Source organism: Haloplanus sp. GDY1 (assembly GCF_023703775.1).
Lineage (GTDB): Archaea > Halobacteriota > Halobacteria > Halobacteriales > Haloferacaceae > Haloplanus > Haloplanus halophilus.
The window spans coordinates 2,737,632-2,763,467 of record NZ_CP098514.1 but is presented as its reverse complement, the minus strand read 5'-3'; the positions used below and the strand labels follow the sequence as shown (position 1 = coordinate 2,763,467).

Genomic DNA, 25,836 nt, shown 5'->3' with positions numbered 1-25,836 from the left:
ACTGGAATCCGAGAAGTTTCGAGCGACGCCGGATCGAATCCGCCTCGATAGTCGAGTATCAGCCGTCCGTCATCGTCGGGGTCGAATCCCGGTCTGCGGAGGGTCCCGCGTTTCGCCGAGGGCGAAACCGGACTGAAGGTCAATCGGGCAGCCGACGCTTCGCGTCGGCGACGGACCGACCGGGCGAACCGCCGCGGGTTCCGAGACGTGAGTGACGAGTGCGGCCTCGCGTGTACTGTCACTGGAAAAGCCGATAGCCAGCCGTGTCGGAACGGATATGTTACGCTTCGGCCGTGTCGCGGAGGAACACGGTACCGGTGCTCCGGACGACGACGACGTAGCCGCCGTAGGAGAAGGTGAGACAGCCGGCGGAGGGTCGACCGGGGCCGTCGGTGTCCCAGAGGGCGTCGAGCGCGGCGACGTTGATCCGGGACTCCAGGGGCGGGAGGTCGGCTGGCTCGGTGTCGGCGAGCGAGGCGACGGCCTCGACGAGCGTGACACTCAGCCGCTCGTCCCCGTCCGCGTCGTGGTGGACGTGGTGGATCTCGCCACGATCCGTGGTAGCAGTGCTCATAGTCGACGGTGTTCGGCCGGAGGGTTGACTCTCCGGGTGTCTCACCTGTGGCCTTTAAGCCGGTCACTCGTCCTCGAGGAGCGTCCGCTCGATGAGTCGGGAGGTGCCGCGCCGGATGCGCCCGCCGACGGCGGTGGGGGAGATGCCGAGGTCGTCGGCCAGTTCCTGCAGCGAGGTACCGCGCGGTTCCTCGAAGTAGCCCGCCTCGTAGGCGGTCAGCAGGGCGTCGCGCTGGGCGTCGGTGAGTCCGACGCCGTCGTCGACGGAGAACTCGTCGAGGCTGTAGATGTGGTCGATCTCGAACTCGATCTCCTCGCGGTCGCAGTACTCCCAGAGCGTGCCGAGCGTCTCGCGGTCGGGGAGTTGCATGCGGATCGACCACCCGGTGTCGGTGCTCTCGGCTTCGAGCATGAGGCCGCCCATCTCGGTGGTCGTGGGGGAGACGAGTTTCGTCCCGGGGGTGTGACGGAGCCGGTAGATGCGCGTCGAGGACGCCTCCGCGACCAGCATCGACTCCTCGACCGTGTGGTCGCGTTCGAGGGCCGCCTCGAACGTGGGAAAGGAGTCGGATTCGACGAGGAAGAAGAACATCCCCGTCTCGGGGTCGGTTGCGGTGTGGGAAACCACCTGAATCGACGCGTCCGTCGAGCGGATGGTCGGCGTGAGCGCCAGGTCCGGGTGGTCGATGTCGACGACGGCGATGAGACTCATCCCACCACCCCCGACCGCGGTGTCGTGACCGTAGGGAGGGCGGTCGACCGGCCACCGACGTGCCCGTTCATGTCCACCCTGGGGAGGCGGACTGACTTTACCGTTTGGGAGTCGTCACCGAACGGATTTCCGGCATCGGTGACTCTTTGCCGGACCGCAGTACACGTCGGCGCATGGACCTCGGACTCGACGGCGACGCGGCCCTGGTGACGGCCTCCAGCAGCGGCTTGGGGAAGGCGTCGGCGGCGACGCTCGCCGCCGAGGGCGCGAACGTCGTCCTCAACGGCCGGGACCCCGACCGACTCGACGCCGCCGTCGCGGACGTCCGCGAGACGGCGACCGGCGAGGTGATGGGCGTCCGCGGCGACCTGACCGACCCCGCCGACGTCGAACGGCTGGTCGACCGCACCGTCGAGTCGTTCGGCGGCCTCGACCACCTGGTGACGAACGCCGGCGGGCCGCCGAGCGGCCCCTTCCTCGACACCGACGACGGGGACTGGGACGCCGCCTTCGACCTGCTGGTGATGAGCGTGGTGCGCCTGGTTCGGGAGGCGGCGCCCCACCTCCGGGACGGCGGCGGGACCGTCGTCACCGTCGCCTCGATGAGCGTCAAGGAGGCCATCGAGTCGCTCGTGCTGTCGAACTCGGTCCGGATGGGCGTCGTCGGCCTGGAGAAGACGCTGTCGCGGGAACTCGCCCCCGAGGTGCGGGCGAACGCGGTGTTGCCGGGTATCCACGAGACGCCGCGGATCGAGGAGGTGGTGACACAGGCGGTCGAACGCGGCGACTACCCCGACTACGAGGCGGGACTCGCGGACTGGAGCGCCGGCACCCCGCTCGGCCGGATCGGCCAGCCGTCCGAGTTCGGCGACGTCGTCGCCTTCCTCTCCTCGGAGCGGTCGGGGTACATCAACGGCGCCGCCGTCCCCGTCGACGGCGGCGAGAGCGCCTCGAACCTGTAGGCTTATGTGACGGTGGGCGTATGCCCCCGTCAACCCTCATGGTACTCGGCTTGTCGGGCGAACTGGTGTCGGTCGTGTTGTTCCTGGTCGGGGTGGCCGTCGTCATCGTCAGCGTCGAGACGTTCATCGAGGCGGTCGCCGAGGGGGCGCTCGCGCTCGGCGTCTCCGGATTCTTCCTGACCGTCGTCCTCGCGGGGACGGACCTGGAGAACGTGATCCTCGGCATCGCCGCCGCGTACGACCAGTTACCGGACCTGGCGCTCGGCACCGTCTTCGGCGAGGCGCTGTTCATCCTCGGGGCGGCCGTCGGCCTCGCCGGCGTCCTCGTCCCCTTCGAGACCGACGTGCCGCGGAACTACCTCGGACTCATGCTGCTGGCCCCGTTTCTCTTCTTCGGCCTCGCGCTCGACGGCACCCTCTCCCGGTTCGACGGCGCCGTCCTCACCGCGACGTTCGTCCCCTACCTCGCCGTCGTCTACACGCTCGAGCGGTACACGGACACCCGCTATCTCTCCTCGGAGGAGGTGGAAGTCATGGAGGCAGAGCGGGAGGCGAGCGAGGACGACGACGACGAGGAGTGGTTCGACGTGGATCTGGACCTCGACGTCGACGACCTGGTCGAGGAGCACGTCCCCGAGAGGTACGAGGGTCCGGCGTTTCTCGGCGTCGCCGTCGTCGCCACGGTGGGGATGACCGTCGGCTCCGAACTCGCCGTCGAGGGGGCGAAGGAACTGCTGACGCTCCTCGGGGTGACCGGCCTCGCCTTCGGCGCGACGGTGATGAGCTTCATCGCGTCGCTGGAGGAACTGTTCCTGACGGTCGAGCCCGTCCGCCGGGGGCGACCCCACATCGGCGTCGGCAACGTCGTCGGGAGCATGCTCTTTTTCGTCAGCGCCAACGCGGGGCTGATCGCGCTGGTCCACCCGCTGAACACGACCGGCTCGGTCGTCACCGTCCACTGGCCCTTCTTCTTCGGGACGATGCTCGTCGTCGCCGTCGCGTTCTACCGCGGGAAGGTGGGTCGCCCCACGGGCGCCGTCCTGCTCGCCGCGTACGCCGCGTACTGGGTCGCGAACTACGCGGTGTGAGGGCACGGCTCCGGCGGTCGAAATGGCCGGGGGGACGTTACTCGCCGATCGGGACGCCGCTGAACACGACGAGCGCGATCACCCAGTACGCGACGTAGAGCCCCCCGAGCAGGGCGCCGTGCCACCGCTCGATCTGCCCCTCGTAGAAGAAGTACGCGGCGAGGGCCGTCACGACGATCATGAAGGGCAGGTGGAAGGTGAGGACGGACGAGGAGATGCTCACCTCGCTGAGGAACATGATGACGCCGATGTTCCCCGTCACGGAGAACAGGACGCTCCCGATGACGTTGCCGACGCCGATCTCGGGGAAGCCCCGCCGAACCGGCTCCAGCGTCAGCATGATGTCCTCGAAGGTGAGGATCAGGGTGAGGATGGTCGCCCCGAAGACGGTGCCGGAGAGGCCGAACCCCTCCATCACGACGCCGGAGCCGCCCTCGAGGAGCATGGCCGCGAAGACGATGCCGACCAGCGCCAGGATCGAGAGGACGATCCACACGATCCCGGAGTCCGCGAGGTCGCCGAGGATCCGTTCCTCCGCGATCTCGTCGAGCGCGTCCGCCCGCGTCGCGGTTCCGCCGTCGGGGCGGAGCTGCTTTCCCAGATCCGTGTTCCGGAACACGGGCACGTCGCGCCGGCGCTCCCGGACGATGAAGTAGCCGAACGCGAAGACGAAGAAGGCCGTCAGGACGATCCCGTGGATCGCCGTCAACGTCCCCAGCAGGACGAAGGGGACCAGGATCAGCGGCGCGAGCCCGAAGATGGCGACGTAGTCGTTCGGCAGGTCGACCGGGAACGGCTCGACGAGGGCCGCGAGCGCGAGCGTCACGCCGATGATCGCCAGCCCCGTCCCGAGCGCCGACCCGAGCGCCGCCTCCTCCAGCCCGCCGGCCGACAACACGAGCGCGAGGATCGTGTCGTCGAACTCGAAGCCGGTGAAGATGATGGCGAGCGCGAACAGCGACATCTTCAGGTTGAGCGCGGCGCGGGCGAGGTAACTGATGAGCTTTTCCGTACTGGCGGCCAGCAGGAGGGCGCCGCCGAGCAACACGATCACCGCCCCGACGGTGCCCTGTGCCTCGATGAAGCCCTCGATGGCCCCCTCGATACCGCCCTCTTCCTCCTCACCCTCCTCCTGGGCGAGGACCGGGTCGACGGGGGCCTCGATCCCCACGTCGTCGGCCACCGCCGACGCCGCCGGAGAAGCGACGAGAAGCGACAGCAACAACACGATACCGACAACCATCCGCGTGCGTACCATGGACCGTCGATAGCGGTCGACCGTTATGTATGTTAGTACGCGAGTAGTAACGTGCATTGAATTATTATACACGCGCCGTCGGGAGCGGGGCGGACGTCGCGCTACCGGGACTGTTCGGCCTCGTCGACGTCGACGGCGTGTAGCAGAAACATGGGGTCGGGTTCGGGCGAGGCGCGCAGTTCGATGCGCTTGGTCAGCCGGTAGTACTTCCGTCGGCTGGTCCGGTAGCTCTCGACGATGCCCGCCTCCTCGAGCGTCGAGAGGTGGTGTACCGCGGTCTTGCCGTCCATCCCGACGCGGTCGGCGAGTTCGGAGACGTACCGGGGTTCCGTGGACAGTTCGCGGATGATCTGTAGTCGCGCCTTGCTCCCGAGAACGTCGAACAGGGACATCGGTCGTCCGTCCTTGGGACGCACACTATTTTACCTCTCTCCTCGTATGGCACGGTATGGCCGACCTGCCGGACGCGAACGACGGTCCACGGACCGTCACCGACGGCTACTTCGAGCGGGAGGTGCGCCTCTCCCGGGAGTCGACGGCGGCGTTCCTGCGTGACCTCGCCGACCAGATCGAATCGGAGCCCCGACTCACGATCTCCACCGACGAGTGGGAGATCCCCTTCGAGTTCGACGAACCCATCGAGGTCGAGGTGGAGTTCGTGGGCGAGACCCACCGCCAACTGGAACTCGAACTCGAGTTCGAGTGGTCGCCGTCGGACGACGAGATCGGGGTCAGTTAATAAACGTTTCACCGGAATTTTTATACTATCCGTGTCCTGAGTGGCGCCCATGGAATCCACACCGACGAGACGATCGTTTCTCGTCGCGGCGGGCGCTGCCGGGGCGACGGGGCTCTCGGGATGTCTCGGCGGGACGGACGCCGGGGCCGGCGGGGAGGCGACACCCACCGGCACGGCCACGGGGACGCCGATCCCGGGCGAGTCGTCGCTGCTCCTCAACTGGAAGCCGAGCGGGCTCCACGTCCCCTACTTCACCGCGAAGGCGAAGGGGTTCTACGAGGAGGAGGGGCTGACGCTCGACGCCATCGAGACGGGAGAGGGATCGACGTTCTCGGCGAAGCAGGCCGGCCTCGGCAACGTCGACTTCGCGGTCACGAGCAGCGATCAGGTGCTGAACATCAACAGCCGGGGCCTCTCACCGCAGTCGGTGGGGGTCGTGATGCAGCGGAGTCCGGCGGTGGTGTTCTCGACGCGGGAGACCTTCGGCGGCGAACTGACCGACGTCGAGCAACTCGCCGGCAAGACGGTCGGCACCGGTCCGGGGATGGTGCGGATGCTCACCTCGCTGCTCCTGGCGGAGGCGGGCGTCCGCGAGGACGTCGAGATGGTCGACACCGGCTACGACACGGTCCAGCAGCTCCTCGCGGGCGAGATCGACGCCGCCGGCGGCGTCTTCGGCGACGCCATCAGCGCCGAGGCCCAGGACTACACCGTCGACAGCATCCCCGTCGCGAACGCGATCCCCTCCTACGGCCACGTGATCGCGGCGGAGCGGGACTGGGCCGCAGCCAACCCCGAGGCCGTCCGGGCGTTCCTCCGGGCGACCGCCCGCGGGGCCGCGTGGGCTCAGCAGCGCCCCGGCGAGGCGACCGACCTGCTGGTCGAGGCGAACGGCGTCCTCTCGGAGTCCCGCGACCAGCAGCGCCGGAAGTGGGAGACCATGGCCGGGGAGTTCATGCTGAGCGACGCCGTCAGGGACCACGGCTGGGGGTGGAGCGAGGCCGAACCCTGGCGGGTCGTCCGCGACGCCCTCGCGGACGCGGACGCCCTGGGCGGCGAAGTCGACCCGAGCGCCGTCTGGACCAACGACTACCTCGACACCGACTCCCGATACGTGGGGTCGTACGCCGACGTCGTCTGATGTCGACCTCCGATCGGCGACTCGCGGCCGTCGAGACGCCGACGGTGAGCGGCGGGACCGTCCGGTCGGTCCTCGGCCACGCCTGGCCCCCCGTCGCGGTGTTCGTCGTCGTCGTCGGCTGCTGGCAGTGGTTCGTGACGGCGACCGGCGTCCCGGAGGTGATCCTCCCCTCGCCGGTCGACGTGGCGACGGCGGCCGTGGCGGCCCGGGGGACGCTGCTCGCGGCGACGGGCGTCACGGCGGCGACGGCGGCCCTCGGCCTCGTCGGCGGGGTCGTCGTCGGTCTCACCCTCGCCTTCGCGATGGTCGGGTCGCGGGCGGCGGCCGCGATCCTCCACCCCTACCTGATCGCGCTGCGCATCGCGCCGCTGATCGCGGTCGCCCCCCTCGTCTTCCTCTGGATCGGCGACGGCGTCCTCTCGCGGGCCGCCCTCGTCACCACCATGACCGTCTTTCCCGTCGCAATCGCGTCGGTCGACGGGCTCCGGTCGGTCCCCCGAGAGTACACCGACCTCGCCCGCTCGGTTCGGGCGTCGCCGGCGCGGACCTTCCTCCGGGTCCGGGTGCCCGCGGCCGCGCCGAGCGTCTTCGCCGGCGTGAAACTCGCCGCCGCGCTGGCCGTCGTGGGCACCGTCGTCGCGGAGTTCCTCACCCTCCAGTCCGGGCTCGGCTACCGGCTGTTCCACACCGCCGAGTTCCTGCGGACGAGCGCCACCTTCGCGACCCTGGGCGCCCTCACCCTCCTCGGCCTCGGCTTCTACCTCGTGCCCGCGGCGGTGGAGCGGCGCCTGGACTGGGGCTAGCGACTGGACAGGGGCTAGGCCCACGCGACCGCGCGCTGACAGAGCGTCACGCCGCCGTAGAGGAGGAACCCGATGGGGAGCAACACCGCGAGCGCGGCGAGCATCACGTCCACCTGCACGTTCTCCGAGGCGACGAGGATCAGGGAGCCGAGGCCGTCGTTCGAGAGGATCCACTCCGCGACGACGGCGCCCACGACGGCCAGCGTGACCGCCTGTTTCAGGCCGGCGAAGACGTCGGGGAGGGCGTGGGGCAGCCGTACTGCGAGGAAGGTCCGGACGGGGTCGGCGTCGACCGACCGGAGCAGATCGAGGTGGGCCTCGGGCGTCCGCGAGAGGCCCGCGGCCGTCCCGACGACGACGGGGAAGAAGACGACGAGGGCGACGAAGAGGACGGCCGTCCCGAAGCCGACGCCGAAGTAGATGAGAAAGAGGGGCGCGACCGCGATCTTCGGGAGGACGCGCATCGCGACGAGGTAGGGGTAGATCGCCCGCTTGAGCAGGGGGATCGTGGCGACGAGGACGGCGATGGCGAAGCCGGCGACCACCCCGACGGCGCCGCCGACGAGGACCTTCCGGAGCGTCTCGGCGGCGCTCGACAGGTAGAGCGCGGGGTCGCCGGCGAGGCGGGCGGCGACGGCGGCCGGCGACGGCAGGAGAAAGGGGGGAATGGCGAAGGCGACGGTGACCGCCCACCAGCAGCCGACGGCGGCGACCAGTCCCGCGACCGGGAGCGTCACGTCGGGGAGCGGAACGCGTTCCGCGACGCTCATGCGTCGTCGTGGAGCGCCCGGCGCACCTCGGCGACCTGGGTCCCGAAGGCCTCGGAGCCGAACACCGACTCGTCGCGGGGACGCGGGAGGTCGACGTCGAACTCGCCGACGATCCGACCGGGCGCGTCGTCGCCGGCGGCCGGGTCGGCGCCGGACGACCCCGAGACCACGATGCAGCGGTCGCCGAGGAAGACGGCCTCGGGGACGCTGTGGGTGACGAACACGACGGTCTTTCGGTTCTCGCGCCAGAGGCGGAGGATCTCGACGCTCATCTCGTCGCGGGTGATCTCGTCGAGTTCGCCGAACGGTTCGTCCATGAGCAACACCTCGGCGCCGAGGTGGATGGCGCGGGCGATGGCGACCCGCTGTTTCATGCCCCCGGAGAGTTCGCCGGGGCGGGCGTCCTCGAAGCCGTCGAGCCCCGTCGTCGAGAGCAGGTCGCGGGCGCCCTCGGGGTCGGGGTCCTTCCCCGCCATCCGCCGGAGGAAGGTGACGTTCTCGACGGCGGTCTTCCAAGGCAACAGGGTGTGCTCCTGGAAGACGAAGCCGAGGCGGGCGTCCGACTGGGCGACCTCGGGCGGGTCGCCGTCGACGGTGACGCGGCCCGTCGTCGGCTCCTCCAGCCCGCCGATGGTCCGAAGGAGCGTGGTCTTGCCACAGCCCGAGGGGCCGACGACCGTGACGAACTCGCCGTCGGCGACGTCGAGGGAGACGTCGGCGAGCGCGCGGAGGTCGCCGTAGGTGACCGACAGATCCTCGACCCGAATCATAGCGCGTCCGCCTGATCGAGGGCGATCCGGAGCCGCTGCCACGTCTCGACGGAGTGCCACCCCCAGCCGTTCTTCTCGACGGCGTCGCTGTCCGCGAAGCGGTCGAGCGCCTGGGCGAGTTTGCGCCGCTCGGCCGCGTCCCGCTCGCCGCCTCGTCCGTCGAGGGCGTCGACCGCCGCCGCGGGGTCGACCTTGGCGGCGCTCCAGCCGGCCATCGCGCCTTCGAGGAACCCCCGGAGCGCGGCGGGACGGTCCCGGAGCGTCTCCCGGCGGACGACGAAGGCGGGCCCGGGGACCGGGAAGTGGTCGGCCACGAGCACCGAATCCACGTCGTGGCCGGCGGCCTCCAGTTCCAGCGGATCGGTGAAGACGCCGGTCGCCACGTCGGCGTCGCCGTCGAGCAGCGCCTCGCGCTCCTCGCCGTCGGCGCGGACGACGGTCACGTCGTCGACGACGCCGGCCTGTGACAGGAAGAGCCGCCCGAGCGCCCCCGTCTCGGAGCCGGCGGGCATGGCGACCCGACGGCCGCGCACGTCCTCCACGCTCCGGAGCGGACCCCCGAACGTCTCGCGGGTGGTGTAGAGGACGACCATCGCCCGCTGGTAGTAGAGCGCGAGGGGGATCACGTCGTGACCGTCGGCGTGGGCGCGAAGCAGCGTCGCGGCGCCGGTGAGCGCCACGTCGACGTCGCCGTCGGCCACCGCGGACAGCGCGGCGCGGGAGCCGCGACGGCCCGTGAAGCTCACGTCGACGTCGTAGCGCCCCGCGAACAGGGGCGCGTGGAGACCGTTGGGCTCCCAGTTGAGCCCCACCGCGACCGGATCGAGGGTCCCCGACCGTGCGCCGGCGTCGACGCCGACGTCGTCGCCGAGGCTCGCGGCGACCGACGCCGCCCGGTCGAGCAGCGCCTCGGAGTGGAGGGCGCGCACGCGCTCGACCGTCCGGTCGTGGCCGGCGTCGGCGCGCCAGCCCTTGGGGGGACGGCCCGGCGCCTCGCTCTCGACGGTCGTCTCGGTGACCAGACCGCTGTCGGTGAGCGTGGCGAGGACGTCGGAGACCCGGCCGCGACCCAGGTCGACGCCGACGCGGACGGCCAGCCGCGACGCCGCCTCGCCGGAGAAGCGGTCGGTGTCCTCGCGCCCGACCAGATAGGCGAGGACCCGCGCCGCCTCGCGGTCGAGTCCCGCGGCGAACGCCTCGACCGCTCGTTCGTCCTCGTCGCCGAGGACGGGAAACTCTCGAACTCGCACGGTGGATGCTTGGTCCCACGCCATATATAAACTGCCGGCGAACGGCCGCGATCTGGTAGCGGATCGGACATGTCCGGGCGTGTGTGTGGGAGTCCCTGACGCGACTTCATCAGGTTTATTAGACGCAAACCGAAGTTCGAGTCGATGGTCTCAAAGCAGTCGAACGAGTTCCTGTCGCGGCGGAAATTCGCAGCCACGTTCAGCAGTGTCGTTCTCGCCGGGCTCGCGGGCTGTTCCGGCGGCAACGGTGGCGGTGGCGGAGAGGCGACGGCGACGGCGACGGCGACCGACACCCCGGAACCGACGGCCACGGCGACGGCGACGGCCACGTCGACGCCGGCGCCGGAGCCGGACGCGACGATCTCCGTCGGTCCGGGTGGCAGCCTCCAGTTCGAACCGGCGAACACCGCGGTGTCACAGGGCGACACCGTCGAGTGGGTCTTCGACTCTGGCGGCCACAACGTCTCGGGACACCCCGACGCCGCGAGCGACGTCGAACTCCCGGAAGGTGCGGAGCCGTTCGCGAGCTACGACATCTCGGGCGAGAACGTCAACCACCTCTCGCTCAACGCGGCCGGAACGTCGTACTACCACACCTTCGAAACGACCGGCGACTACACCTACGTCTGTGTCCCCCACGTGGCGTCCGGGATGATCGGTCAACTCACGGTCCGATAACCCGAACAAATTCGACAACGGCGGATAGACGGTCCCATCCTCTCGGCAGCGCACGTTTCCGCTATAGCCCCTTATACACTCATATTTAATTAACGTCTTCAATTGTGAAATATATCACAAAGTTAAATATAGACAATTCCTACGCTACGTACGGAGTGGTATGGCATGTCGCAATATGTAAACGGAATGCCCCAGATCGACCAAGAGGACCGCCGACAGTTCCTCAAGGTCGTCGGGTTGACCGGCGCAGTGGCAGCAGGTAGTGAGTTCACCCTGAGCGACCTCAGGGGAGAAGTAGAAGGGGAGACGGCGGGGGAACTCGCCGCGATGGGCGAGGCCATCAGCGAGGACCTGACCGGAGAACTGGACGCGGGTCTGCTGGGTAGCGAACTCGCCGCCCTGGAAGGACAGATCGCTCAGCTGGACGAGCTCCGCGCGATGGGCGTCCCGGCCGAGGACAGCACGGCCTATCAGGAGCTCGCCGAGCCCGGCTGGGCGATCCACGAGCATCTCGTCGAAGTCGGCTTCTTCGAGAGCGTCGAGGAGAACCTGCCGGAGTTCACGCCCGAGCACATCGCCGCGACGGCGCGCGAACTCATCAGCACGGGCGCGCTCGCGTCCGCGCTCCTCGAACTCGGCTACACCGAGGAGGAGCTGACGTCGACGGTCGTCAACGTCGTCAACAACAAGGAACGGCTGGCCATGTGGGTGCCGACGAAGAACATCCCGGCCGGCGTCGAGGGGTTCGACCCCGCCAACATCGCTCCGCTCCACCAGCGAGCGGCGGCGGGCGTCCTGCTGTGGACGGACTACCTCGATACGTACCTCTGGCAGAACGAGGTACTCCTGACGGACACCATCCTCGACAACAACTACGGGGACCTCAAGCAGATGTACGCCGGACTGCATCTGCTCGCCAACGCCGCCGAGGACCTCGCCGGCGCTCAGGAGCTGAGCGACGCGCAGCTCACCGCCGCGCTGTCGGCCGGTGCGGCGATGATGATCGTCGGACAGGAGGATCTCACGAACGACGTGATGCGCATCACGGACGAAATGCGCGCCCCGCGCACGGGAGGTGCGTAACGCATGGCTAGCATTCAGGAAGTAGACAAAGCGGCTCAGGCGGCACAGAACATCGAGATGGTGGAGGTCGAGGACGGGTACACGCTGACGAACCTGCCCGACGAGTCGATCACCCACCAGTTCGACATCGAGCAGATCCCCCAGCGAGACGTCACCCAGGAGGATCTCCACGCCTCGGCGGTCGACAACCCCGAGAGCTGGCTGATGTACGGCGGGAACTACCAGCAGCAGCGGTACACGTCCGCCGACGTGATCACGCCCGACAACGTCGAGAACCTCCAGATGGAGTATCTGGTACAGAGCGGCGTCGCCTCCAGCATGGAGGGCGTCCCCATCGTCGTCCCCGGGGATCCGCCGGTCATGTACCAGACCAACGGGCCGAACCACGCGAAGGCGATCAACGCCCGCACCGGCGAGACCCTCTGGAGTTACACGTACGCGAACCCGCAGGGGCTCCTACTCTGCTGTGACGCGAACAACCGTGGCTTCGCCGTCTACGGCGACAAGGTCTACATGACCACGCTCGACTCCGGTGTCGTGGCGCTCAACCGCTACACCGGCCAAGAGGCGTGGTACAAGTCGACCGGTGACCACGAGATCGGCTACTCCGCCACCTGGGCGCCCGTCGTCTACGAGGGCCAGGTCATCACCGGCTCCGCCGGCGGCGAGTACGGCGTCAGCGGGTTCGTCGCGGCGCTCGACCCCGAGAGCGGGGACGAGATCTGGCGAACCAACACGACGCCGCCCGAGGAGTGGGCCGGCGACTCCCACGAACACGGCGCCGGTACCGTGTGGATGACGCCGACCATCGATCCCGACAGCGGCATGATCCACGCGCCCGTCGGGAACCCCGGCCCGGACTTCGACGGCACGGTCCGTCCGGGTCCGAACCGCTACACCATCGGGACGCTGACCCTCAGCGCCGACGACGGGTCCATCCAGTGGCACTACGGCGAGTCCCCCCACGACGTGTGGGACTACGACTCCTCGGCGACCAAGATCCGCGTCAACGACATGGAGATGGGCGACGAGACGCGCGACGTCGTCCTCAGCCCCGGCAAGACCGCCTGGGTCTACACGATGGACGCCGAGAACGGTCGCCTGCTCGAGCGCTCCGAGGAGACGACCCAGCACATCAACATGTGGAAGATGATTCCACACACCGACGAGGACCGTCGGGTCGCCTTCGTGCCGGGCGCACACGGTGGCAACGACTGGCAGCCGCCGTCGTACAGCCACGAGACGGGCCTGATGTACATGAACCAGAACAACGCGCCTCACGAGATCTTCTGGGAGGAGGCGCAGTACGAGGCCGGCCAGACCTACTGGGGCGGCGGCCTCAACGACTGGCCCGACGTCACCGAACCGGCCGACTGGAACGGCAACCTCAGCGCCATCGTCGCCGTCGACCCGGCCTCGGGCGACGTCGTCTGGCGCGACTGGATCTCCCAGGAAGTCACCAGCGACTACCTCTGGGGCGGGTCGATCACGACCGCGACCGGCCTCATGTTCACCGGCACCCAGAACGGGAACATCATCGCCTACGACGGCGAGAGCGGTGACCGCCTCTGGCAGTTCCAGCTCGGCGCACCGATCTGCTCGTCGCTCTCCAGCTGGTACGACCCCGGCGAGGGCAAACAGTACGTCGCGGTCCAGGTCGGCGGCTCCGGCTGGCTCCACGGCGGTCGCCGTGGCTCCACCATCGCCGTCTTCGGCCTCAGCGAAGAGTAACCCGACCGACTTCTCCGTTTTTTCGCGACTCGATAGCGGCGCATTTAGCTATTGTGAGAGTGAAACTCACGGATACTATCCCGTAATTTTATTTGATGCGGGATACACGGTGCGGACATGGCGACGCGAAGAAAGTTCCTGATCGGTGCTGCAGCAACGACGGCAGGGTTAGCCGGCGCCGTGGGATCGACGACGGCACAGGCAACGACGTTCGAACTGGAGCTGACGGAAGAAGGGTTCGTCGGCCGCGCCCCCTCCAGCATCGCGGGGACGACCAACCCGACGCTGGAAGTCGAAGCGGGCAGTCAGTACTCCATCGAGTGGACCACCAGCTTCATCCCCGAGAGCAGTCAGGCAGGCACGTCACGCCACAACCTCGTGGTCGCGGCGGAGGACGGCATCGTCTACCGCGGCGAGTACGTCTTCGAGACCGGCGTGACCCGCTCGGCGTCCTTCCAGGCTACCGGCGGCCTCACGGAATACTTCTGTGAGGAACACATGGGCGAAGGTGGCGAGTTCAGCGTCTCCGGCGGCATGACGGCGACGCCCACCGAAACCGACGGCGGCGGCATGGACGACGGCGGCGACGCGACGGCGACGCCCACGGAATCCGACGGCGACATGGGCGACGGCGACGGCGGCGACGGCGGTGACGGCGGCGACGGCGGCGGTGAGACCTCCGGCGGCGGCCCCGGCTTCGGCGTCGGCGCAGCCCTGACCGCGATCGGTGCGGGCGCCTACGGCGCGCTGAAGCGCAACGGCGACGAGTAGTCGTTCGGCACGCAGGTTTTTTCGAGGTGTACCCACTACCGGACAGCGATGCGTAACGAACTCACCGCTGTCGGCGATCGACTGCGGCGTCCCGAGTACACCGGGGAGAACCGATGTCTCCCCTGTACGGTGGTGAACGTCGTCCTCTCGCTTCTCGCCGCCGCCGCCGTCGCGGCGGGTCTGGGGGTCGCGGGCGGCATCGTCGTGCTGGTGGGTGCGCTCGGTGCGATCTACTTCCGCGGCTACCTCGTCCCCGGAACGCCGGAACTCACCGTCCGCTATCTGCCGCCTCGGGTCCTCGAACTGTTCGGCAAGGAACTCCGCCTGCCCGAGACGCTCGATCCCGTCGAGGGGACGGCCGTCCGGGCGACGCCCGGCGGGGGGCGCCTCCGGGACTCGTTCGCGTCGGCGTGGGACGACCGCATCGAACGGATGCGGGACGCGGGCCCGACCGACGACGACGTGGCGACGCTACTCGGCGTCGACGAGGCGTCGAACGTCGGCGAGGCGGCCTACGTCGCCGACGGCGGGTTGAGACGGTGGCTCTCGCCGGCCGCGCTCCTCGCCGACGCCGCGGCCGCGGCGGTCCTCGAATCGCGTGGCGACGAGCGCTGGACGGCGCTCGACCCAGACGAGCGGGTGGCGACGCTCCGTGACCTGCGGAAGTATCTCGGCTACTGTCCGCTCTGTGGCGGCGGCCTCGACGACGAGCGGACGGAGACGATAGAGACGTGCTGCACCGAATCCGAGCGCGTCCTGATGGCGACCTGTGTGGACTGTGACGTTCGACTGATAGAGGACGTCGGCGACGGGGAGCGGAACCCGTAACCTTAGTCGTCCGCCGGGGCGTCGGCGGTGTCGACCGTGACCTCGATCTCCGCGGCTGCGGCCTTGTACTCGGGGATCTTCGCCCGCTCGTCGAGCACGTCGTTCGTGAGCCGGTTGCCAGCGGCGTCGGCGAAGTGCGGCGTCGTCCACACCGTCCCCTCCTTGATGTCCTCGGTGACGCGAGCCTCGACCTCGATTTCCCCGCGCCGGGACCGAAGGGTCACGTAGTCGCCGTCCTCGATGCCGTAGTTCTCGGCGTCGTTCGGGTGGACGTCGACGAAGTTCTCGGGCTCGACGCGGTTGAGCGTCTCGGAGCGACGGCTCATCGTCCCCGTGTTGTAGTGTTCGATGATCCGACCGGTGGTGAGGATCAGCGGGTACTCGTCGTCGGGCACTTCCTTCGGCGGCTGGTGGCGCACACCCTCGATCTGACCGAGGCCGCTCTCGGTGGTGAACCCGTCCTCGTAGAGGTAGGGGTCGCCCTCGTCGCCGGGTTCGTAGCAGGGCCAGTGGACCCCCTCCTCGCCGAGCACGTCGTAGGTCATGCCGTGGAAGATGGGCGCGACCTGCCGGAGTTCCTCGAACACCTCCTCCGGACCGTCGAAGTCGAAGCTGCCGTCGCCGAACAGGCGGTTCCCGACGTCACAGAGGATCTCGAGGTCGTGTTTCGTGTTCGGGTGGACCTTGTCGACCCCGCGCATCCGCTGGGTGCGGCGGTCGGTGTTGACGACCGTTCCGTCGCGCTCGGCCCACGAGGTGGCGGGCAGGATCACGTCGGCGTACTCGGCGGTCTCGGTCTTGTAGATGTCCTGGACCACCATGAAGTCCAGTTCCTCCAGGCGCTTCTCGACCTGGTTGGTGTCGGGTTCGCTCATCACGGGGTTCTCGCCCATGATGTAGAGCCCGTGGATCGTCTCGCCGATCTCGTGGGAGACCTCGACGTTCGTCAGCCCGGGCGTCGAGGGGATCTCGAAGTCCCACACCTCCTCGACGTCGGCGCGAACCTCGGGGTCGGAGACGTCGCGGTAGCCGGGGAGGACGTTCGGCATCGCGCCCACGTCGGAGGCACCCTGCACGTTGTTCTGGCCGCGGAGGGGGTTGACGCCCGTGCCCGGACGGCCCAGGTTCCCGGTGATGAGGGCGAGGTTGATCTCGTTTTGCACGTTGTCGACGCCGCAGGTGTGCTGGCTCATCCCCATGCCCGTGAAGATGGCCGCGTTGTTCGCCTTGGCGTACTTCTCGGCGGCGAGTTCGATGTCCTCCAGGGGGACGCCACACTCCTCGGCGGCCTCCTCCTTGTCGAAGTCCGCCAGCGTCTCCTCCAAGTGCTCGAAGCCCTCGGTGCGCTCCTCGACGAACTCCTCGTCGACCCAGCCGTTCTCCAGTACGGTCTTGATGACGACGTTCAGCAGCGGGATGTCCGTCCCCGGTTCGAGCTGGAGGTGCATGTGGCGGTCGGTCTCGTCGATCTCGAACGACCGCGTCGTCTTGTTCGCGTGCGGGTCGACCTGGATGACGGTCGCCCCCTCCAGCACCGCCTGTCGGAAGTACTGGCTGTTGGCGATGGGGTGCTGTTCGCCGGGGTTGGCGCCCTGGATCCAGAACACGTCCGCGGCCTCCTCCAGGTCTGCCATGCTGTTGGTCATCGCGCCCTCGCCGAGGCTGTTCTTGAGCGCGTACACCGTCGAGGAGTGACACATCCGCGTACAGGTGTCGACGCTGTTGGTGCCGTAGCGACGGGCGAGCTTCTGGATGAGGTAGTTCTCCTCGTTCATCGCCTTCGAACAGCCGTAGAAGCCCATCGCCTGCGCGCTGTGGTCGTCGCGGATGCGCTCCATCTCGTCGACGACCAGGTCGTAGGCCTCGTCCCAGGAGGCTTCACGGAGTTCGCCGTCGTCGTCGCGGATCAGCGGGTCGGTCAGCCGATCCTCGTGGTTGACCGACTGGGTCGCCGCCCCGCCCTTGATGCAGATGCTCCCCTCGTTGACCGGCGCGTCGCCCCACGGCCGGAAGTTGACTTCCCCGTCGTCGTCCTGCGTAATCTGGATCCCACACCCCACGCCGCAGTACGGGCAGATCGTCTTGGTCGGCCCGTCCTGTTCGCCGCTTGATTCGGATGACATTGTGTGTAAAAATCAGGACGGTCGAACATCAATGTTGTCATCCCGTACCGTACGAAAACCGCCCAATCGGCGCCTCGCGTCGGTACACGCGGGTATTTTCGAAAACGGAAACGTTCACCCGTTCGGGTCCGTACGGAACGGTATGAGCGACCGAGACGGATCGTCGGTCGACGACCTCACCTCGGGGACGGTCGACGACCTGGCCGCGGCGTACGAACGCGAGGAGCCGTTCGACATGGTCGAACGCGAACACACCGAGACGCTGCCCCGGGCGTTCGCCGACGGGGAGTTCGGCCGTCGCGACGCCGAGTGGGTCGTCCAGTGGTACTACCGCCGCCGGGCCGTCCCGGACGCGGAGCGACGGGCGGCCGAGGAGCGGTTCCTCGACAACGACTACGAGGCGATGGTCGACGCCATCACCGGGGCGGCGGCCGCGTCCGACCGGGAGCGTAAGCTCGAGCGATTAACCGCGTTAACCGGCGTCGACGTCGCGGTGGCGTCGGCGTTTCTGGCGTTCACCCACCCCGAGGCGTACGTCGCCGTCGGTGACCGGGAGTGGGAGGGCCTCCGCGCCGCCGGGGAACTGGCCGCACCGTCCCCGGACCCGATCACGCCCGCCGACTACTGGCAGTATCTCGACGCGGTGACGGCGGTGGCCGACCGAATCGACCGCGACCCCTGGACGGTCTACCGCGCGCTGTGGCGACTCGGGGGCTAGCGTCCGATCCGGTCGGCGTAGTTCGCGATCACCGGATCGTCGTCGTCGACGTACTCGTTCGTCCACGCCGCCCCGGGGTCGACGGGCGATTCGAGCAAGTCCGTCTCCGCCAGCATCTCGGCCAGGTTCTCCCAGCGTCCGCCGTCGAAGTGTCCCCAGCCCGCCTCGCGGACGAACTCGGTGAACTGGAGGTCCTCGGCGGACGCGAGGAACTTCATGTGTTCGACCTCGCGGTTGTGTTCGAGCTGGGCGTTCCGGTCGATCAGCGCGTCGACGGCCCGATCGGGGTCGTTCGTCGCCAGTTCCCACCCCCGGGCGGTCGCTCGCAGGAACGAGCGGATCGTCCCCGGGTTCGACGCCGCGAACTCGGGGTTGGTGACGACCGTCATGCCGTAGACGTCGAGGTAGTCCCCGATCAGGAGTTCGTCGGCCGTCCGGTCGTACTCCCGTTCGAGTTCCTTGCCGTTGGTGACGACCCCCACCGCGGCGTCGACGTCGCCGTCGAGCAACTGGTGTTCGACGCGGTGGTGCGTGTGTTTCTGGACGTCGTTGACCGTCACCTCGTCGCGGATGCCCCGGTCCTCCAGCAACTGGAGGGTGAGGATCCGGGTCTTGGTCGCCGACGGGCCGACCGTCCGTCCCCGGAGCTGTTCGGGATCGGTGAACGGCTCGCCGAAGACGTCCCGGAGGCTGTAGACCGTCGCCGGCGTCTTCTGGCTGACCGCGGCGACCGCCAGCGGTTCGAGCCCCTGGCTCCGCACCGAGAGGACGGCGCTCCCACCGGCGAGGCCGAGGTCGCTTCGACCCTTCGCGGTCTGTTCGGCGGCGAAGGGCGAGCCGTGACCCTCGACGAACTCCACGTCGAGGCCCTCCTCCTCGTAGAAGCCCTCGCGGCGCGCGAGGAAGTACGGTGCCTGGAAGCCGTTCGGCTCCCAGTTCAACTGGAAGGTGACCGTCTCCGTCATGGATCGACCTCGAAGGTGCCCTCGGGGATCTCCCCGACGCCGAGCGCCTCGGCGCCGGCGACTGACTTCAGGTGGTCGAACAGCCGGTACATCCCCTCGACGCTCTCGGCGTCCCAGTCGCGGACCACCATGTCGCGCCAGCCGTCACGCACCGCGCGCATCACGTCGGGGTCGTCGTAGCTCATGAGTTGCTCGCTGATCTCCGCCCATATCTCGTCGTCCTCGACGAGGCGGTCGACCGCGTCGCGGTACGCCTCCGTGAACGCCCGCACCGTCTCGGTCTCCTCGCGCAGGTACGACTCGCTGGTGAGGAAGGCCGCCACGGGGAGTTTGTTGTCCGTCTCGGAGAGGCGCTGGACCAGTTCCGAGACGGGCAGGACGTTCTCGTAGGGGCCCGTCTCCGTGATCTCCGGGACGATCTGCCAGAACTGGAAGCCGGCGTCGACCTCGCCCTCCTCGATCATCCGCGTGAGTTCGACCTTCGACCCGGCCTCGACGGGGGTGGCCGTCTCGTCGGGGTCGAAGCCGTGGAACTCCCGGCAGGCCGCCCGCGTCAGGATCCAGTTCTTGTCGAGGCGGCGGACGACGCCGATCCGGTGACCGGACAGGTCCGCCAGCCCGTCGATGTCGGCGTCCTCCGGGGCGACCAGCCCCCCCACCGTCCGCCCGTAGGGGTGGAAGGCGACGATGTCCGCCCCCTCGGCGCGCTCCCGGGCGATGGAGATGTAGTCGATGTCGATGAGGTCGGCGTGCCCCTCCTGCAGCTGGGCCTCGACGGTCTCGATGCCGTCTTCGAGGGCGTCGGAGACGAGTTCCACGTCGAGGTGGAAGCCGTGCGCCCGGTCGAGGCCGAACCGCTTGATCGTATAGAGGAGGTATCGCGGGCTCCCGTTGTGCTCGAACCGCGCCCGCATGACCGGCAGTTCCCCCGGATCGTCGTGGTGCGCGTCGAGGGCGGCCTGCTGGGCGTCGACGTGGCCCCGGGTCATCGGTCACCGGGCCGTGGAGCGGTCACCTGGCGCGTCGACTCGGGGGCGGCACACGCCGCGGCGCCGGGCGATCCCAGACGGGGCGCCGCGAGACTCTCGTCGGTCGGCATACCCGCAGGTACGACTGTACCCTGATAAAAGTTCCTTGGAAACGTTCATACCGGTGGTCGAACCACGGCACACCGGTCACGGATCCGGGCGGAGGGTTCCCTCGGGGATCCCCTGGACGCCCAGCGCCTCCGTGCCGGCGACGGATTTCAGGTGGTCGAACAGCCGGTGCATTCCCGCCACCGTCTCCGCGTCCCAGTCGCGGACCGCCATGTCGCGCCAGCCGTCCCGGACCGCCCGGACGACCCGGGGGTCGTCGTCGGCCATCAGGCGCTCGCCGAGTTCCACCCAGAGGTCGTCGTCGGCCCGGAGGCGGTCGGTCGCGTCGCGGGCGGCGCGGGCGAACGCCCGCACCGTCTCGGTCTCCTCGCGCAGGAACGACTCGCCGGTGAGAAACGTCGCCACGGGGAGTCTTCGGTCGGTGCCGGAGAGCCGCTGGACCAGGCCGGCCACCGGGAGGACCTCCGTGTACGGTCCGGTCCGCGTGAGTTCGGGCACGAGCGGCCAGAACTGAAAGCCGGCGTCGACCTCGCCCTCGCGGATCAGGTCGGTGAGCCCGTCGCGCGACCCCGCCTCGACGAGGGTGACGGTGTCGGCGGGGTCGAAGCCGTGGAACGCCCGGCAGGCCGCCCGCGTCAGGATCCAGTTCTTGTCGAGGCGGCGGGTGACGCCGACGCGGCGATCCCGGAGGTCCGCCAGTCCCTCGATGTCCGTCCCCTCGGGGGCGACCAGCCCGCCGACCGTCCGCCCGTAGGGGTGGACGGCGACGACGTCGGCGCCCCCGGCACGCTCCCGGGCGGCGGAGATGAAGTCGGTGTCGACGAGGTCGGTTCTCCCCTCGTCCAGTCGCTCCCGGATCGTCGTCAGCCCGCTTTCGAGGTCGTCCGAGACGAGTTCCACGTCGAGGTGGAAGCCGTGCGCCCGGTCGAGGCCGAACCGCTTGATCGTATAGAGGAGGTACCGCGGGCTCCCGTTGTGTTCGAACCGCGCCCGCACGACCGGCAGGTCGCCGGGGTCCCCGTGGTACTCGTCGAAGGCGGCCTGCTGGGCGTCGACGTGGCGCCGGCTCACCGCACCGGGGAGACGATGGCGTCGATGTCGGCGTCGGCGTCGATCAACTGCCGCCGTTTCATCCAGTCGAGGTGGTAGTCCAGGTCCTCGCGGTCGGCGAGTTCGGGCACCTCGTACTCGGGCACCTCGATGGCGTCGCGGACGGCCTCGGCGTCGACGTCCTCGAACAGGTCCGGCGCGACGTCGCTGTCCTTCCAGAGCATGTCGAGATACCGGTCGCGATAGGCCGACGGCTCGGCGTTGATCGTCTCGACCGCCCGACGATAGGCGCACATGAAGGCGTCGAGGGTCTCCCCCTCCAGTCCCTCGGCGCCGACGACGCCCATGTGGTTCTCGAACTCCAGGACCTTCTCGAAGCCGAGGTGTTCGGCGAGGGTGATGTGCGGGTCGAGGAGGGAAACCGCCTCGACGTCGCCGTCGCGTAGCGCCCGCAGGCGGTCGGTCGGCATCCCGTGACCCTCGACGATCACCTCGTCCTCGTCCATGTGTTCCTCGAGCGCCCTGATCGCGGTGTACTCCTGGCCCGTCCGTCGGTTGACGCCGACGGGCGTGTTCGCCAGATCGGCCGGCGTCTCGACGTCCGAGTCGGGGCGCACGAAGACGGCGTAGGGCTGGTCCGCGAACGTGCCCTTGGCGACGATGCGGCCGTCGTCGAACTCCCAGGTCCGCTTGAGGCTCTCCCACTTGCAGATGGGATAGAGGTCGACGTCGTTGTCGCCGGTCAGCGTCTCCTCGGCGGGGATGTACTTGTTCGTCACGCAGGTCCGGTCCCGCTCGATCAGTTCGACGTCGAGCCCCTCGTCGGCGAAGTAGCCCCGGTCGGCCGCGACGCGCTGGGGCAACATGAACGAGAAGGGTAGGTGAAACACCCGAATCGTGTCGTCGGCTGACATACCCGCAGGGTACGACTGTAATTATATAAAAGTTCCTCAGGAACCTTTATTAACTCCCCTCCGCATCTCGGTGACGGGGACAGTTCGAATGAGGCGGATCAGCGAGGACGCGTCCGACGGGGAGGAGGTCGCCAGCGGGGTGTACCTCGCGGACCTCGCGTCGGGCGAGCGTGCGGCGATGAAACACTGGCGAGTCGACCCGGGAGCACGGCTCCCCGTCCACCGGCACGACAACGAGCAGATCGGCTACATGATTCGGGGGACTCTCACGGCGATCACCGACGACGGGGAGGTCACGCTCCGACCGGGCGACTCGTACCTGTTCACCAGCGACGAACTCCACGGCGCCGAGAACCGCGGCGACGAACCCGCCGTCGGCATCGGCGTCCTCTCGCCGCCTCGTTCGGAACCCGACTGGAAGCAGTCCTGAACCGGCCGCGACCTCTGCCGTATCACTTCGGTCGTCACGGCCGATCCGGACGGCGTCACGGCGACCGTCGGGGAAAACCTATATCGGCACTCCGTCGTCAGTAGTGCCATGGACGCCGTCGACCACATCAACATCGACGTGGACGACCTCGACGCCGCACACGAGTTCTACAGGGACGTCCTCGGCCTCAACCTGTTGCGCCCGCCGGAGGACTTCCAGGGCGCACACGTGATGTTCGAGACGGGGGCGGGAACCGTCGTCACGCTCATGGAGACGGGACGCGCCGAGAAGTGGGACGAACGGGGGCTCGACCACCCGCTCGACAAGGCCCACGTCGCCTTCGAGACGGATCGCGAGACCTACGAGTCGCTGATGGACGCCCTCGACGACCAGTTCCCGAAGCAGGGACCGTACGACTGGGGCGAGTTCGAGGGGTTCTACTTCGTCGATCCGTCCGGCAACCTGCTGGAGGTCGTCACCTACGACCCCGCACCCGCGGACCGGGAGCGGCGACTGCTGGACCACGACGACGTGGAGTGAGTGGAAGCGAACGCCGTCGGACGACGCGGAGCGTCAGTCGTCCTCGATTCGCGCCTCGACGCCCGCCATGTCCTCGACGACCTGCATCACGCCGGAGTTGTCGTCCTTCCCCCGTCCCGTGGCGACCATGGACTTGTACATCTCGTGGACGAGTTCCGTCTGGGGCATCGGCGCCTCGTACGCCTCGCCGGCGTCGGTCGCGATGCGCAGGTCCTTGTACTGGTAGTCGGCGAAGAAGCCGGGTTCGAAGTCGCCCCGGATCATGCTGGGGGCGCGGTTGTCGAGCGTCCAACAGCCGGCGGCACCGCCGCTGATGGCGTCGACGACGGCCTCCAAGTCCGCGTCGGCCTTGTAGGCGAACACCAGCGCCTCGCTGACGGCCTCCATCGTCCCGGCGACGACGATCTGGTTGCAGGCCTTGGTGACCTGCCCGGCGCCGTTGTCGCCGCAGTACGTGATCGTCTCGCCCATCGCCTCGAGGATCGGCCGACACCGCTCGAGAACGTCCTCGTCGCCGCCGACCATGATCGACAGCGTCCCCGCGATGGCACCCTCCTCGCCGCCGCTGATCGGCGCGTCGAGCATCTGGGCGCCGCGCTCGCGGACCTCCTCGGCGAGGTCCTCGGTCACCATCGGCGAGATGGTGGAGTTGTCGATCACCACGTCCCCCTCGCTCAGACCGGCGAGGACGCCGTCCTCGCTGCGCATGATCTCGCTGACCACGTCCGAGTTGGGCAGACACATGATGGTCACGTCGGCCCGTTCGGCCGCCTCCTTCGGCGTCTCGGCGGACTCGCCGCCGGCCTCGACGTGTTCGTCCACCGGCTCCTGTGACCGGTTGTGGCCGATCACGGTGTAGCCCGCGTCCAGCAGGTTCTTCGCCATCGGTCCACCCATGATTCCGAGTCCGACGAACGCGATTGTCTCGTCTGCCATGTCACGTTCACTCACCTCGTCCGACATAAAGGAGAGGGATGCGGATACCGCGTCCGCCACCCGTTTGATAGGCGTCGGCGTGCAACGGGGCCGTATGACCGACGCCGTCGCACCGACCGAGGGCGAACCCGCCGAAGACGCCGCCGAACGCCGCCTCGGTCGCCGCCTCCGTGACCGGGACGAGACCGTCGCCGTCGCCGAATCCCTCACCGGCGGCCTCGTCGGCTCCCGCCTGACCGACGTGCCCGGATCGAGCGACTACTTCGACCGCGGCGTGGTCGCGTACTCCAACGACGCCAAACTCGACGCGCTGGGCGTCTCCCGGGAGTCCCTCGACGCCCACGGCGCCGTCTCCGCGCCCGTCGCCCGCGAGATGGCACGGGGCGTCCGCGACATCGCCGGGACGGACTGGGGCGTCTCCACCACCGGCATCGCCGGCCCCGCCGGCGGCACCGAGGAGAAGCCGGTCGGGCTCGTCTTCGTCGGCGTCGCCCACGCCGCCCCCTGGGGGAGCGGCGACTCCTTCGTCCGAGCCGAACGCCACGTCTTCGACGGCGACCGCTGGGCCGTGAAACGGGAGAGCACGCGGGCCGCGCTGGACGCACTCCTCGACGCGCTGGATTAGTTCGTCGTCACGAGTTCGACCACGTCGCGGTCGTCGAGTTCGTGGCCACCGCCGATCTGTCTCGACGACCGGCAATCGATGCCGTGGAGCAACCCGTCGCCCAGATCCGAGTGGATGTGGGAGGCGAAGTCGGCCGTCGTCGACCCGTCGGGCAGGAGGAAACAGTCGCGGAAGACCCCCTGATCGCTCGTCGACCCGTCGTCGCTCCCCGGGAACACCGCGATGAGGTCGAGGGCGTCGAATAGCGCCGCCTCCAGCGACGCCTGGACGCCCGTCCCGCCGTACTCCGCCAGCAGACCCCCGATCCGCTCCAATCCGGCCGCCTGCTCCTCGCTCGGGTCGCCGACGACGTCGAAGTCGTCGTCACCCGGGCGGTAATCGACCGTCCCCGCCTCGTCGGCGACCTTCAGCGCCTTCTCCGCGTGGGCGCTCACGGGCACGAAGGTCAGGTGGTCGTACTCCGGATCGGCCGAAATCTCCGCGAAGTTCGCCGCCGCCGCGGGGTCGTCGATCTTGTTCGCCGCGATCACCATCGGCTTCGTGCGCTTGCGAATCTCCCGGGCCAGCGACTCGCGATCCGCGTCGTCCCACGCCGCCGGATCGAAACCGAGACCCAGCGAGAGGATCACCTGCGTGATCTCGTCTTCGGTGATCCGGAAGGCGCTCATCTGCTCGGCCAGGTCGGCCTCGATGGCCGCGTCCGCGCCGTGGTACTTGCTCTCGAAGCGCTCGATGCCCTTCTCCAGAACTCCCAGATACCACATGTCGAGTTCGTCCTCGAGGAAGTCGATGTCGTCGCGGGGGTCGTGGCCCTCGGTCGCCTCGCCCTCGCTGTCGGTCTTGCCCGAGAAATCGACGACGTGGATCAGCACGTCCGTCTCGTTGAGGTCGCTCAGGAACTGGTTTCCGAGGCCCTTCCCCTCGTGTGCCCCGGGGATGAGGCCCGCGACGTCGACGAGCTGGACGGGGACGAAACGTGCGCCGTCGTCACAGTAGCCCACGCTCGGGGTGCAAGTCTCCCCGAACTCCGGGGCCGCACACTCGACGCGGACGTACGCCTCCCCGACGCTGGGATCGATGGTCGTGAACGGATAGGCGCCCTCCGGCACGTCGTTCATCGTCGCGGCGTTGAAGAACGTCGACTTGCCCACCGAGGGCTTGCCGACGAGTCCGACGGCGTAGCTCATGACGGCAGTCCGCGTCGGCGGCTGAAAAGCGCCGCCATCGCGGCGTCGTCTGGCTGTCAGTCACTCTCACATCGACCGGCTTATGCCTCCGGCG

General features: G+C 68.7%; 28 protein-coding genes. 14 read left to right on the top strand and 14 right to left on the bottom strand.

Going from position 1 to position 25,836, the window contains the following annotated elements; translation table 11 throughout:
- Positions 1–280: 280 nt before the first annotated feature.
- Both ddfA and NBT67_RS14805 read right to left on the bottom strand, forming a co-directional pair.
- Positions 281–574, bottom strand: coding sequence for a DdfA family disk-determining factor (gene ddfA / locus NBT67_RS14810; RefSeq protein ID WP_251342534.1), 294 nt, complete (start codon positions 572–574; stop codon positions 281–283).
- A gap of 63 nt (positions 575–637) precedes the next feature.
- Positions 638–1,285 carry a helix-turn-helix domain-containing protein gene (locus tag NBT67_RS14805; RefSeq protein ID WP_251342533.1) on the bottom strand — a complete coding sequence of 216 codons (648 nt, stop codon included), beginning with the start codon at positions 1,283–1,285 and terminating at the stop codon, positions 638–640.
- A 173-nt stretch (positions 1,286–1,458) separates the two neighbouring features.
- On the opposite strand from NBT67_RS14805, the gene NBT67_RS14800 reads away from it, so the two are divergent.
- Both NBT67_RS14800 and NBT67_RS14795 read left to right on the top strand, forming a co-directional pair.
- Complete coding sequence (locus NBT67_RS14800) at positions 1,459–2,247, top strand: SDR family oxidoreductase (protein WP_251342532.1); 789 nt, start codon at positions 1,459–1,461, stop codon at positions 2,245–2,247.
- A 65-nt stretch (positions 2,248–2,312) separates the two neighbouring features.
- Positions 2,313–3,335, top strand: a complete 1,023-nt coding sequence (locus NBT67_RS14795; protein WP_251342531.1) for a sodium:calcium antiporter — start codon at positions 2,313–2,315, stop codon at positions 3,333–3,335.
- Between the two features lie 37 nt (positions 3,336–3,372).
- Here the strand turns inward: NBT67_RS14795 and NBT67_RS14790 are convergent, their stop codons facing one another.
- Together NBT67_RS14790 and NBT67_RS14785 are read right to left on the bottom strand one after the other, a co-directional pair.
- Complete coding sequence (locus tag NBT67_RS14790) at positions 3,373–4,593, bottom strand: sodium:calcium antiporter (protein WP_251342530.1); 1,221 nt, start codon at positions 4,591–4,593, stop codon at positions 3,373–3,375.
- Between the two features lie 101 nt (positions 4,594–4,694).
- Complete coding sequence (locus NBT67_RS14785; protein ID WP_251342529.1) at positions 4,695–4,985, bottom strand: ArsR/SmtB family transcription factor; 291 nt, start codon at positions 4,983–4,985, stop codon at positions 4,695–4,697.
- 56 nt (positions 4,986–5,041) lie between these two features.
- Between NBT67_RS14785 and NBT67_RS14780 the strand changes: the two genes are divergently transcribed.
- Genes NBT67_RS14780 through NBT67_RS14770 form a run of 3 tightly spaced genes read left to right on the top strand, consistent with a single transcriptional unit; the run spans position 5,042 to position 7,276 of the window.
- On the top strand, positions 5,042–5,332 hold the full coding sequence (locus NBT67_RS14780) for an amphi-Trp domain-containing protein (RefSeq protein ID WP_251342528.1): 291 nt from the start codon (positions 5,042–5,044) through the stop codon (positions 5,330–5,332).
- A 49-nt stretch (positions 5,333–5,381) separates the two neighbouring features.
- Positions 5,382–6,473: an ABC transporter substrate-binding protein gene (locus NBT67_RS14775; RefSeq protein WP_251342527.1), complete on the top strand. Its 1,092-nt coding sequence runs from the start codon at positions 5,382–5,384 to the stop codon at positions 6,471–6,473.
- Positions 6,473–7,276, top strand: a complete 804-nt coding sequence (locus tag NBT67_RS14770; protein WP_251342526.1) for an ABC transporter permease — start codon at positions 6,473–6,475, stop codon at positions 7,274–7,276. The genes NBT67_RS14775 and NBT67_RS14770 overlap by 1 nt, the downstream gene beginning before the upstream one ends.
- 14 nt (positions 7,277–7,290) lie before the next feature.
- Here the strand turns inward: NBT67_RS14770 and NBT67_RS14765 are convergent, their stop codons facing one another.
- From NBT67_RS14765 to NBT67_RS14755, 3 genes are read right to left on the bottom strand one after another with little or no spacing between them, the layout of a single operon-like run.
- Positions 7,291–8,046 (bottom strand): ABC transporter permease, encoded by a 756-nt coding sequence (locus NBT67_RS14765; protein ID WP_251342525.1) that lies wholly within the window; start codon positions 8,044–8,046, stop codon positions 7,291–7,293.
- Complete coding sequence (locus NBT67_RS14760; protein ID WP_251342524.1) at positions 8,043–8,816, bottom strand: ABC transporter ATP-binding protein; 774 nt, start codon at positions 8,814–8,816, stop codon at positions 8,043–8,045. The genes NBT67_RS14765 and NBT67_RS14760 overlap by 4 nt, the downstream gene beginning before the upstream one ends.
- Positions 8,813–10,066: an ABC transporter substrate-binding protein gene (locus NBT67_RS14755; protein WP_251342523.1), complete on the bottom strand. Its 1,254-nt coding sequence runs from the start codon at positions 10,064–10,066 to the stop codon at positions 8,813–8,815. The genes NBT67_RS14760 and NBT67_RS14755 overlap by 4 nt, the downstream gene beginning before the upstream one ends.
- 144 nt (positions 10,067–10,210) lie before the next feature.
- Here NBT67_RS14755 and NBT67_RS14750 point away from each other — a divergent pair, with 144 nt between their 5' ends.
- From NBT67_RS14750 to NBT67_RS14730, 5 genes are all read left to right on the top strand, one after another.
- The gene (locus tag NBT67_RS14750; protein ID WP_251342522.1) at positions 10,211–10,744 is read left to right on the top strand and encodes a plastocyanin/azurin family copper-binding protein; all 534 of its coding nucleotides are present in this window, start codon (positions 10,211–10,213) and stop codon (positions 10,742–10,744) included.
- Positions 10,745–10,930: 186 nt separating this feature from the next.
- Positions 10,931–11,827 carry a hypothetical protein gene (locus NBT67_RS14745; protein WP_251342521.1) on the top strand — a complete coding sequence of 299 codons (897 nt, stop codon included), beginning with the start codon at positions 10,931–10,933 and terminating at the stop codon, positions 11,825–11,827.
- A gap of 3 nt (positions 11,828–11,830) precedes the next feature.
- Positions 11,831–13,558, top strand: a complete 1,728-nt coding sequence (locus tag NBT67_RS14740) for a pyrroloquinoline quinone-dependent dehydrogenase (RefSeq protein WP_251342520.1) — start codon at positions 11,831–11,833, stop codon at positions 13,556–13,558.
- Positions 13,559–13,675: 117 nt separating this feature from the next.
- On the top strand, positions 13,676–14,329 hold the full coding sequence (locus tag NBT67_RS14735) for a PGF-CTERM sorting domain-containing protein (RefSeq protein ID WP_251342519.1): 654 nt from the start codon (positions 13,676–13,678) through the stop codon (positions 14,327–14,329).
- 48 nt (positions 14,330–14,377) lie between these two features.
- Complete coding sequence (locus NBT67_RS14730; protein WP_251342518.1) at positions 14,378–15,157, top strand: DUF8054 domain-containing protein; 780 nt, start codon at positions 14,378–14,380, stop codon at positions 15,155–15,157.
- A 2-nt stretch (positions 15,158–15,159) separates the two neighbouring features.
- Here NBT67_RS14730 and fdhF read toward each other — a convergent pair whose 3' ends face one another.
- Complete coding sequence (gene fdhF / locus NBT67_RS14725) at positions 15,160–17,280, bottom strand: formate dehydrogenase subunit alpha (protein WP_251342517.1); 2,121 nt, start codon at positions 17,278–17,280, stop codon at positions 15,160–15,162.
- Positions 17,281–17,422: 142 nt separating this feature from the next.
- On the opposite strand from fdhF, the gene NBT67_RS14720 reads away from it, so the two are divergent.
- Positions 17,423–17,998 carry a hypothetical protein gene (locus tag NBT67_RS14720; RefSeq protein WP_251342516.1) on the top strand — a complete coding sequence of 192 codons (576 nt, stop codon included), beginning with the start codon at positions 17,423–17,425 and terminating at the stop codon, positions 17,996–17,998.
- On the opposite strand, the gene NBT67_RS14715 is transcribed toward NBT67_RS14720, so the two are convergent.
- The 4 genes from NBT67_RS14715 to NBT67_RS14700 all read right to left on the bottom strand — a co-directional run bounded on the left by NBT67_RS14715 (position 17,995) and on the right by NBT67_RS14700 (position 22,024).
- Positions 17,995–18,963, bottom strand: a complete 969-nt coding sequence (locus NBT67_RS14715) for an ABC transporter substrate-binding protein (RefSeq protein ID WP_251342515.1) — start codon at positions 18,961–18,963, stop codon at positions 17,995–17,997. The two genes, NBT67_RS14720 and NBT67_RS14715, sit on opposite strands and share 4 nt — an antisense overlap.
- Positions 18,960–19,952, bottom strand: a complete 993-nt coding sequence (locus NBT67_RS14710) for an ABC transporter substrate-binding protein (protein ID WP_251342514.1) — start codon at positions 19,950–19,952, stop codon at positions 18,960–18,962. The genes NBT67_RS14715 and NBT67_RS14710 overlap by 4 nt, the downstream gene beginning before the upstream one ends.
- 186 nt (positions 19,953–20,138) lie before the next feature.
- Positions 20,139–21,131 carry an ABC transporter substrate-binding protein gene (locus tag NBT67_RS14705; RefSeq protein ID WP_251342513.1) on the bottom strand — a complete coding sequence of 331 codons (993 nt, stop codon included), beginning with the start codon at positions 21,129–21,131 and terminating at the stop codon, positions 20,139–20,141.
- Positions 21,128–22,024, bottom strand: a complete 897-nt coding sequence (locus tag NBT67_RS14700) for an ABC transporter substrate-binding protein (protein ID WP_251342512.1) — start codon at positions 22,022–22,024, stop codon at positions 21,128–21,130. The genes NBT67_RS14705 and NBT67_RS14700 overlap by 4 nt, the downstream gene beginning before the upstream one ends.
- Positions 22,025–22,112: 88 nt before the next feature.
- Between NBT67_RS14700 and NBT67_RS14695 the strand changes: the two genes are divergently transcribed.
- Together NBT67_RS14695 and NBT67_RS14690 are read left to right on the top strand one after the other, a co-directional pair.
- Positions 22,113–22,454, top strand: coding sequence for a cupin domain-containing protein (locus tag NBT67_RS14695; protein ID WP_251342511.1), 342 nt, complete (start codon positions 22,113–22,115; stop codon positions 22,452–22,454).
- Positions 22,455–22,562: 108 nt separating this feature from the next.
- A complete protein-coding gene (locus NBT67_RS14690; protein WP_251342510.1) occupies positions 22,563–22,994 on the top strand; it encodes a VOC family protein in 432 nt (143 codons plus the stop codon).
- Positions 22,995–23,027: 33 nt separating this feature from the next.
- Here NBT67_RS14690 and NBT67_RS14685 read toward each other — a convergent pair whose 3' ends face one another.
- Positions 23,028–23,957 carry an NAD(P)-dependent oxidoreductase gene (locus NBT67_RS14685; protein WP_256474714.1) on the bottom strand — a complete coding sequence of 310 codons (930 nt, stop codon included), beginning with the start codon at positions 23,955–23,957 and terminating at the stop codon, positions 23,028–23,030.
- Between the two features lie 67 nt (positions 23,958–24,024).
- Here NBT67_RS14685 and NBT67_RS14680 point away from each other — a divergent pair, with 67 nt between their 5' ends.
- A complete protein-coding gene (locus tag NBT67_RS14680) occupies positions 24,025–24,555 on the top strand; it encodes a CinA family protein (RefSeq protein ID WP_251342508.1) in 531 nt (176 codons plus the stop codon).
- Here the strand turns inward: NBT67_RS14680 and NBT67_RS14675 are convergent.
- Positions 24,552–25,742 carry a redox-regulated ATPase YchF gene (locus tag NBT67_RS14675; RefSeq protein WP_251342507.1) on the bottom strand — a complete coding sequence of 397 codons (1,191 nt, stop codon included), beginning with the start codon at positions 25,740–25,742 and terminating at the stop codon, positions 24,552–24,554. The two genes, NBT67_RS14680 and NBT67_RS14675, sit on opposite strands and share 4 nt — an antisense overlap.
- Positions 25,743–25,836: the final 94 nt, after the last annotated feature.

Bases quoted from the DNA above. Each gene is read 5' to 3' on its own strand.
- ddfA (WP_251342534.1), bottom strand. From the start codon at position 574: ATGAGCACTGCTACCACGGATCGTGGCGAGATCCACCACGTCCACCAC.
- NBT67_RS14780 (WP_251342528.1), top strand. From the start codon at position 5,042: ATGGCCGACCTGCCGGACGCGAACGACGGTCCACGGACCGTCACCGAC.
- NBT67_RS14685 (WP_256474714.1), bottom strand. From the start codon at position 23,957: ATGTCGGACGAGGTGAGTGAACGTGACATGGCAGACGAGACAATCGCG.
- NBT67_RS14745 (WP_251342521.1), top strand. From the start codon at position 10,931: ATGCCCCAGATCGACCAAGAGGACCGCCGACAGTTCCTCAAGGTCGTC.
- NBT67_RS14735 (WP_251342519.1), top strand. From the start codon at position 13,676: ATGGCGACGCGAAGAAAGTTCCTGATCGGTGCTGCAGCAACGACGGCA.
- NBT67_RS14790 (WP_251342530.1), bottom strand. From the start codon at position 4,593: ATGGTACGCACGCGGATGGTTGTCGGTATCGTGTTGTTGCTGTCGCTT.
- NBT67_RS14785 (WP_251342529.1), bottom strand. From the start codon at position 4,985: ATGTCCCTGTTCGACGTTCTCGGGAGCAAGGCGCGACTACAGATCATC.
- NBT67_RS14700 (WP_251342512.1), bottom strand. From the start codon at position 22,024: ATGTCAGCCGACGACACGATTCGGGTGTTTCACCTACCCTTCTCGTTC.
- fdhF (WP_251342517.1), bottom strand. From the start codon at position 17,280: ATGTCATCCGAATCAAGCGGCGAACAGGACGGGCCGACCAAGACGATC.
- NBT67_RS14730 (WP_251342518.1), top strand. From the start codon at position 14,378: ATGCGTAACGAACTCACCGCTGTCGGCGATCGACTGCGGCGTCCCGAG.
- NBT67_RS14695 (WP_251342511.1), top strand. From the start codon at position 22,113: ATGAGGCGGATCAGCGAGGACGCGTCCGACGGGGAGGAGGTCGCCAGC.
- NBT67_RS14720 (WP_251342516.1), top strand. From the start codon at position 17,423: ATGAGCGACCGAGACGGATCGTCGGTCGACGACCTCACCTCGGGGACG.
- NBT67_RS14750 (WP_251342522.1), top strand. From the start codon at position 10,211: ATGGTCTCAAAGCAGTCGAACGAGTTCCTGTCGCGGCGGAAATTCGCA.
- NBT67_RS14805 (WP_251342533.1), bottom strand. From the start codon at position 1,285: ATGAGTCTCATCGCCGTCGTCGACATCGACCACCCGGACCTGGCGCTC.
- NBT67_RS14800 (WP_251342532.1), top strand. From the start codon at position 1,459: ATGGACCTCGGACTCGACGGCGACGCGGCCCTGGTGACGGCCTCCAGC.
- NBT67_RS14675 (WP_251342507.1), bottom strand. From the start codon at position 25,742: ATGAGCTACGCCGTCGGACTCGTCGGCAAGCCCTCGGTGGGCAAGTCG.
- NBT67_RS14740 (WP_251342520.1), top strand. From the start codon at position 11,831: ATGGCTAGCATTCAGGAAGTAGACAAAGCGGCTCAGGCGGCACAGAAC.
- NBT67_RS14760 (WP_251342524.1), bottom strand. From the start codon at position 8,816: ATGATTCGGGTCGAGGATCTGTCGGTCACCTACGGCGACCTCCGCGCG.
- NBT67_RS14710 (WP_251342514.1), bottom strand. From the start codon at position 19,952: ATGACCCGGGGCCACGTCGACGCCCAGCAGGCCGCCCTCGACGCGCAC.
- NBT67_RS14775 (WP_251342527.1), top strand. From the start codon at position 5,382: ATGGAATCCACACCGACGAGACGATCGTTTCTCGTCGCGGCGGGCGCT.
- NBT67_RS14715 (WP_251342515.1), bottom strand. From the start codon at position 18,963: ATGACGGAGACGGTCACCTTCCAGTTGAACTGGGAGCCGAACGGCTTC.
- NBT67_RS14770 (WP_251342526.1), top strand. From the start codon at position 6,473: ATGTCGACCTCCGATCGGCGACTCGCGGCCGTCGAGACGCCGACGGTG.
- NBT67_RS14680 (WP_251342508.1), top strand. From the start codon at position 24,025: ATGACCGACGCCGTCGCACCGACCGAGGGCGAACCCGCCGAAGACGCC.
- NBT67_RS14765 (WP_251342525.1), bottom strand. From the start codon at position 8,046: ATGAGCGTCGCGGAACGCGTTCCGCTCCCCGACGTGACGCTCCCGGTC.
- NBT67_RS14690 (WP_251342510.1), top strand. From the start codon at position 22,563: ATGGACGCCGTCGACCACATCAACATCGACGTGGACGACCTCGACGCC.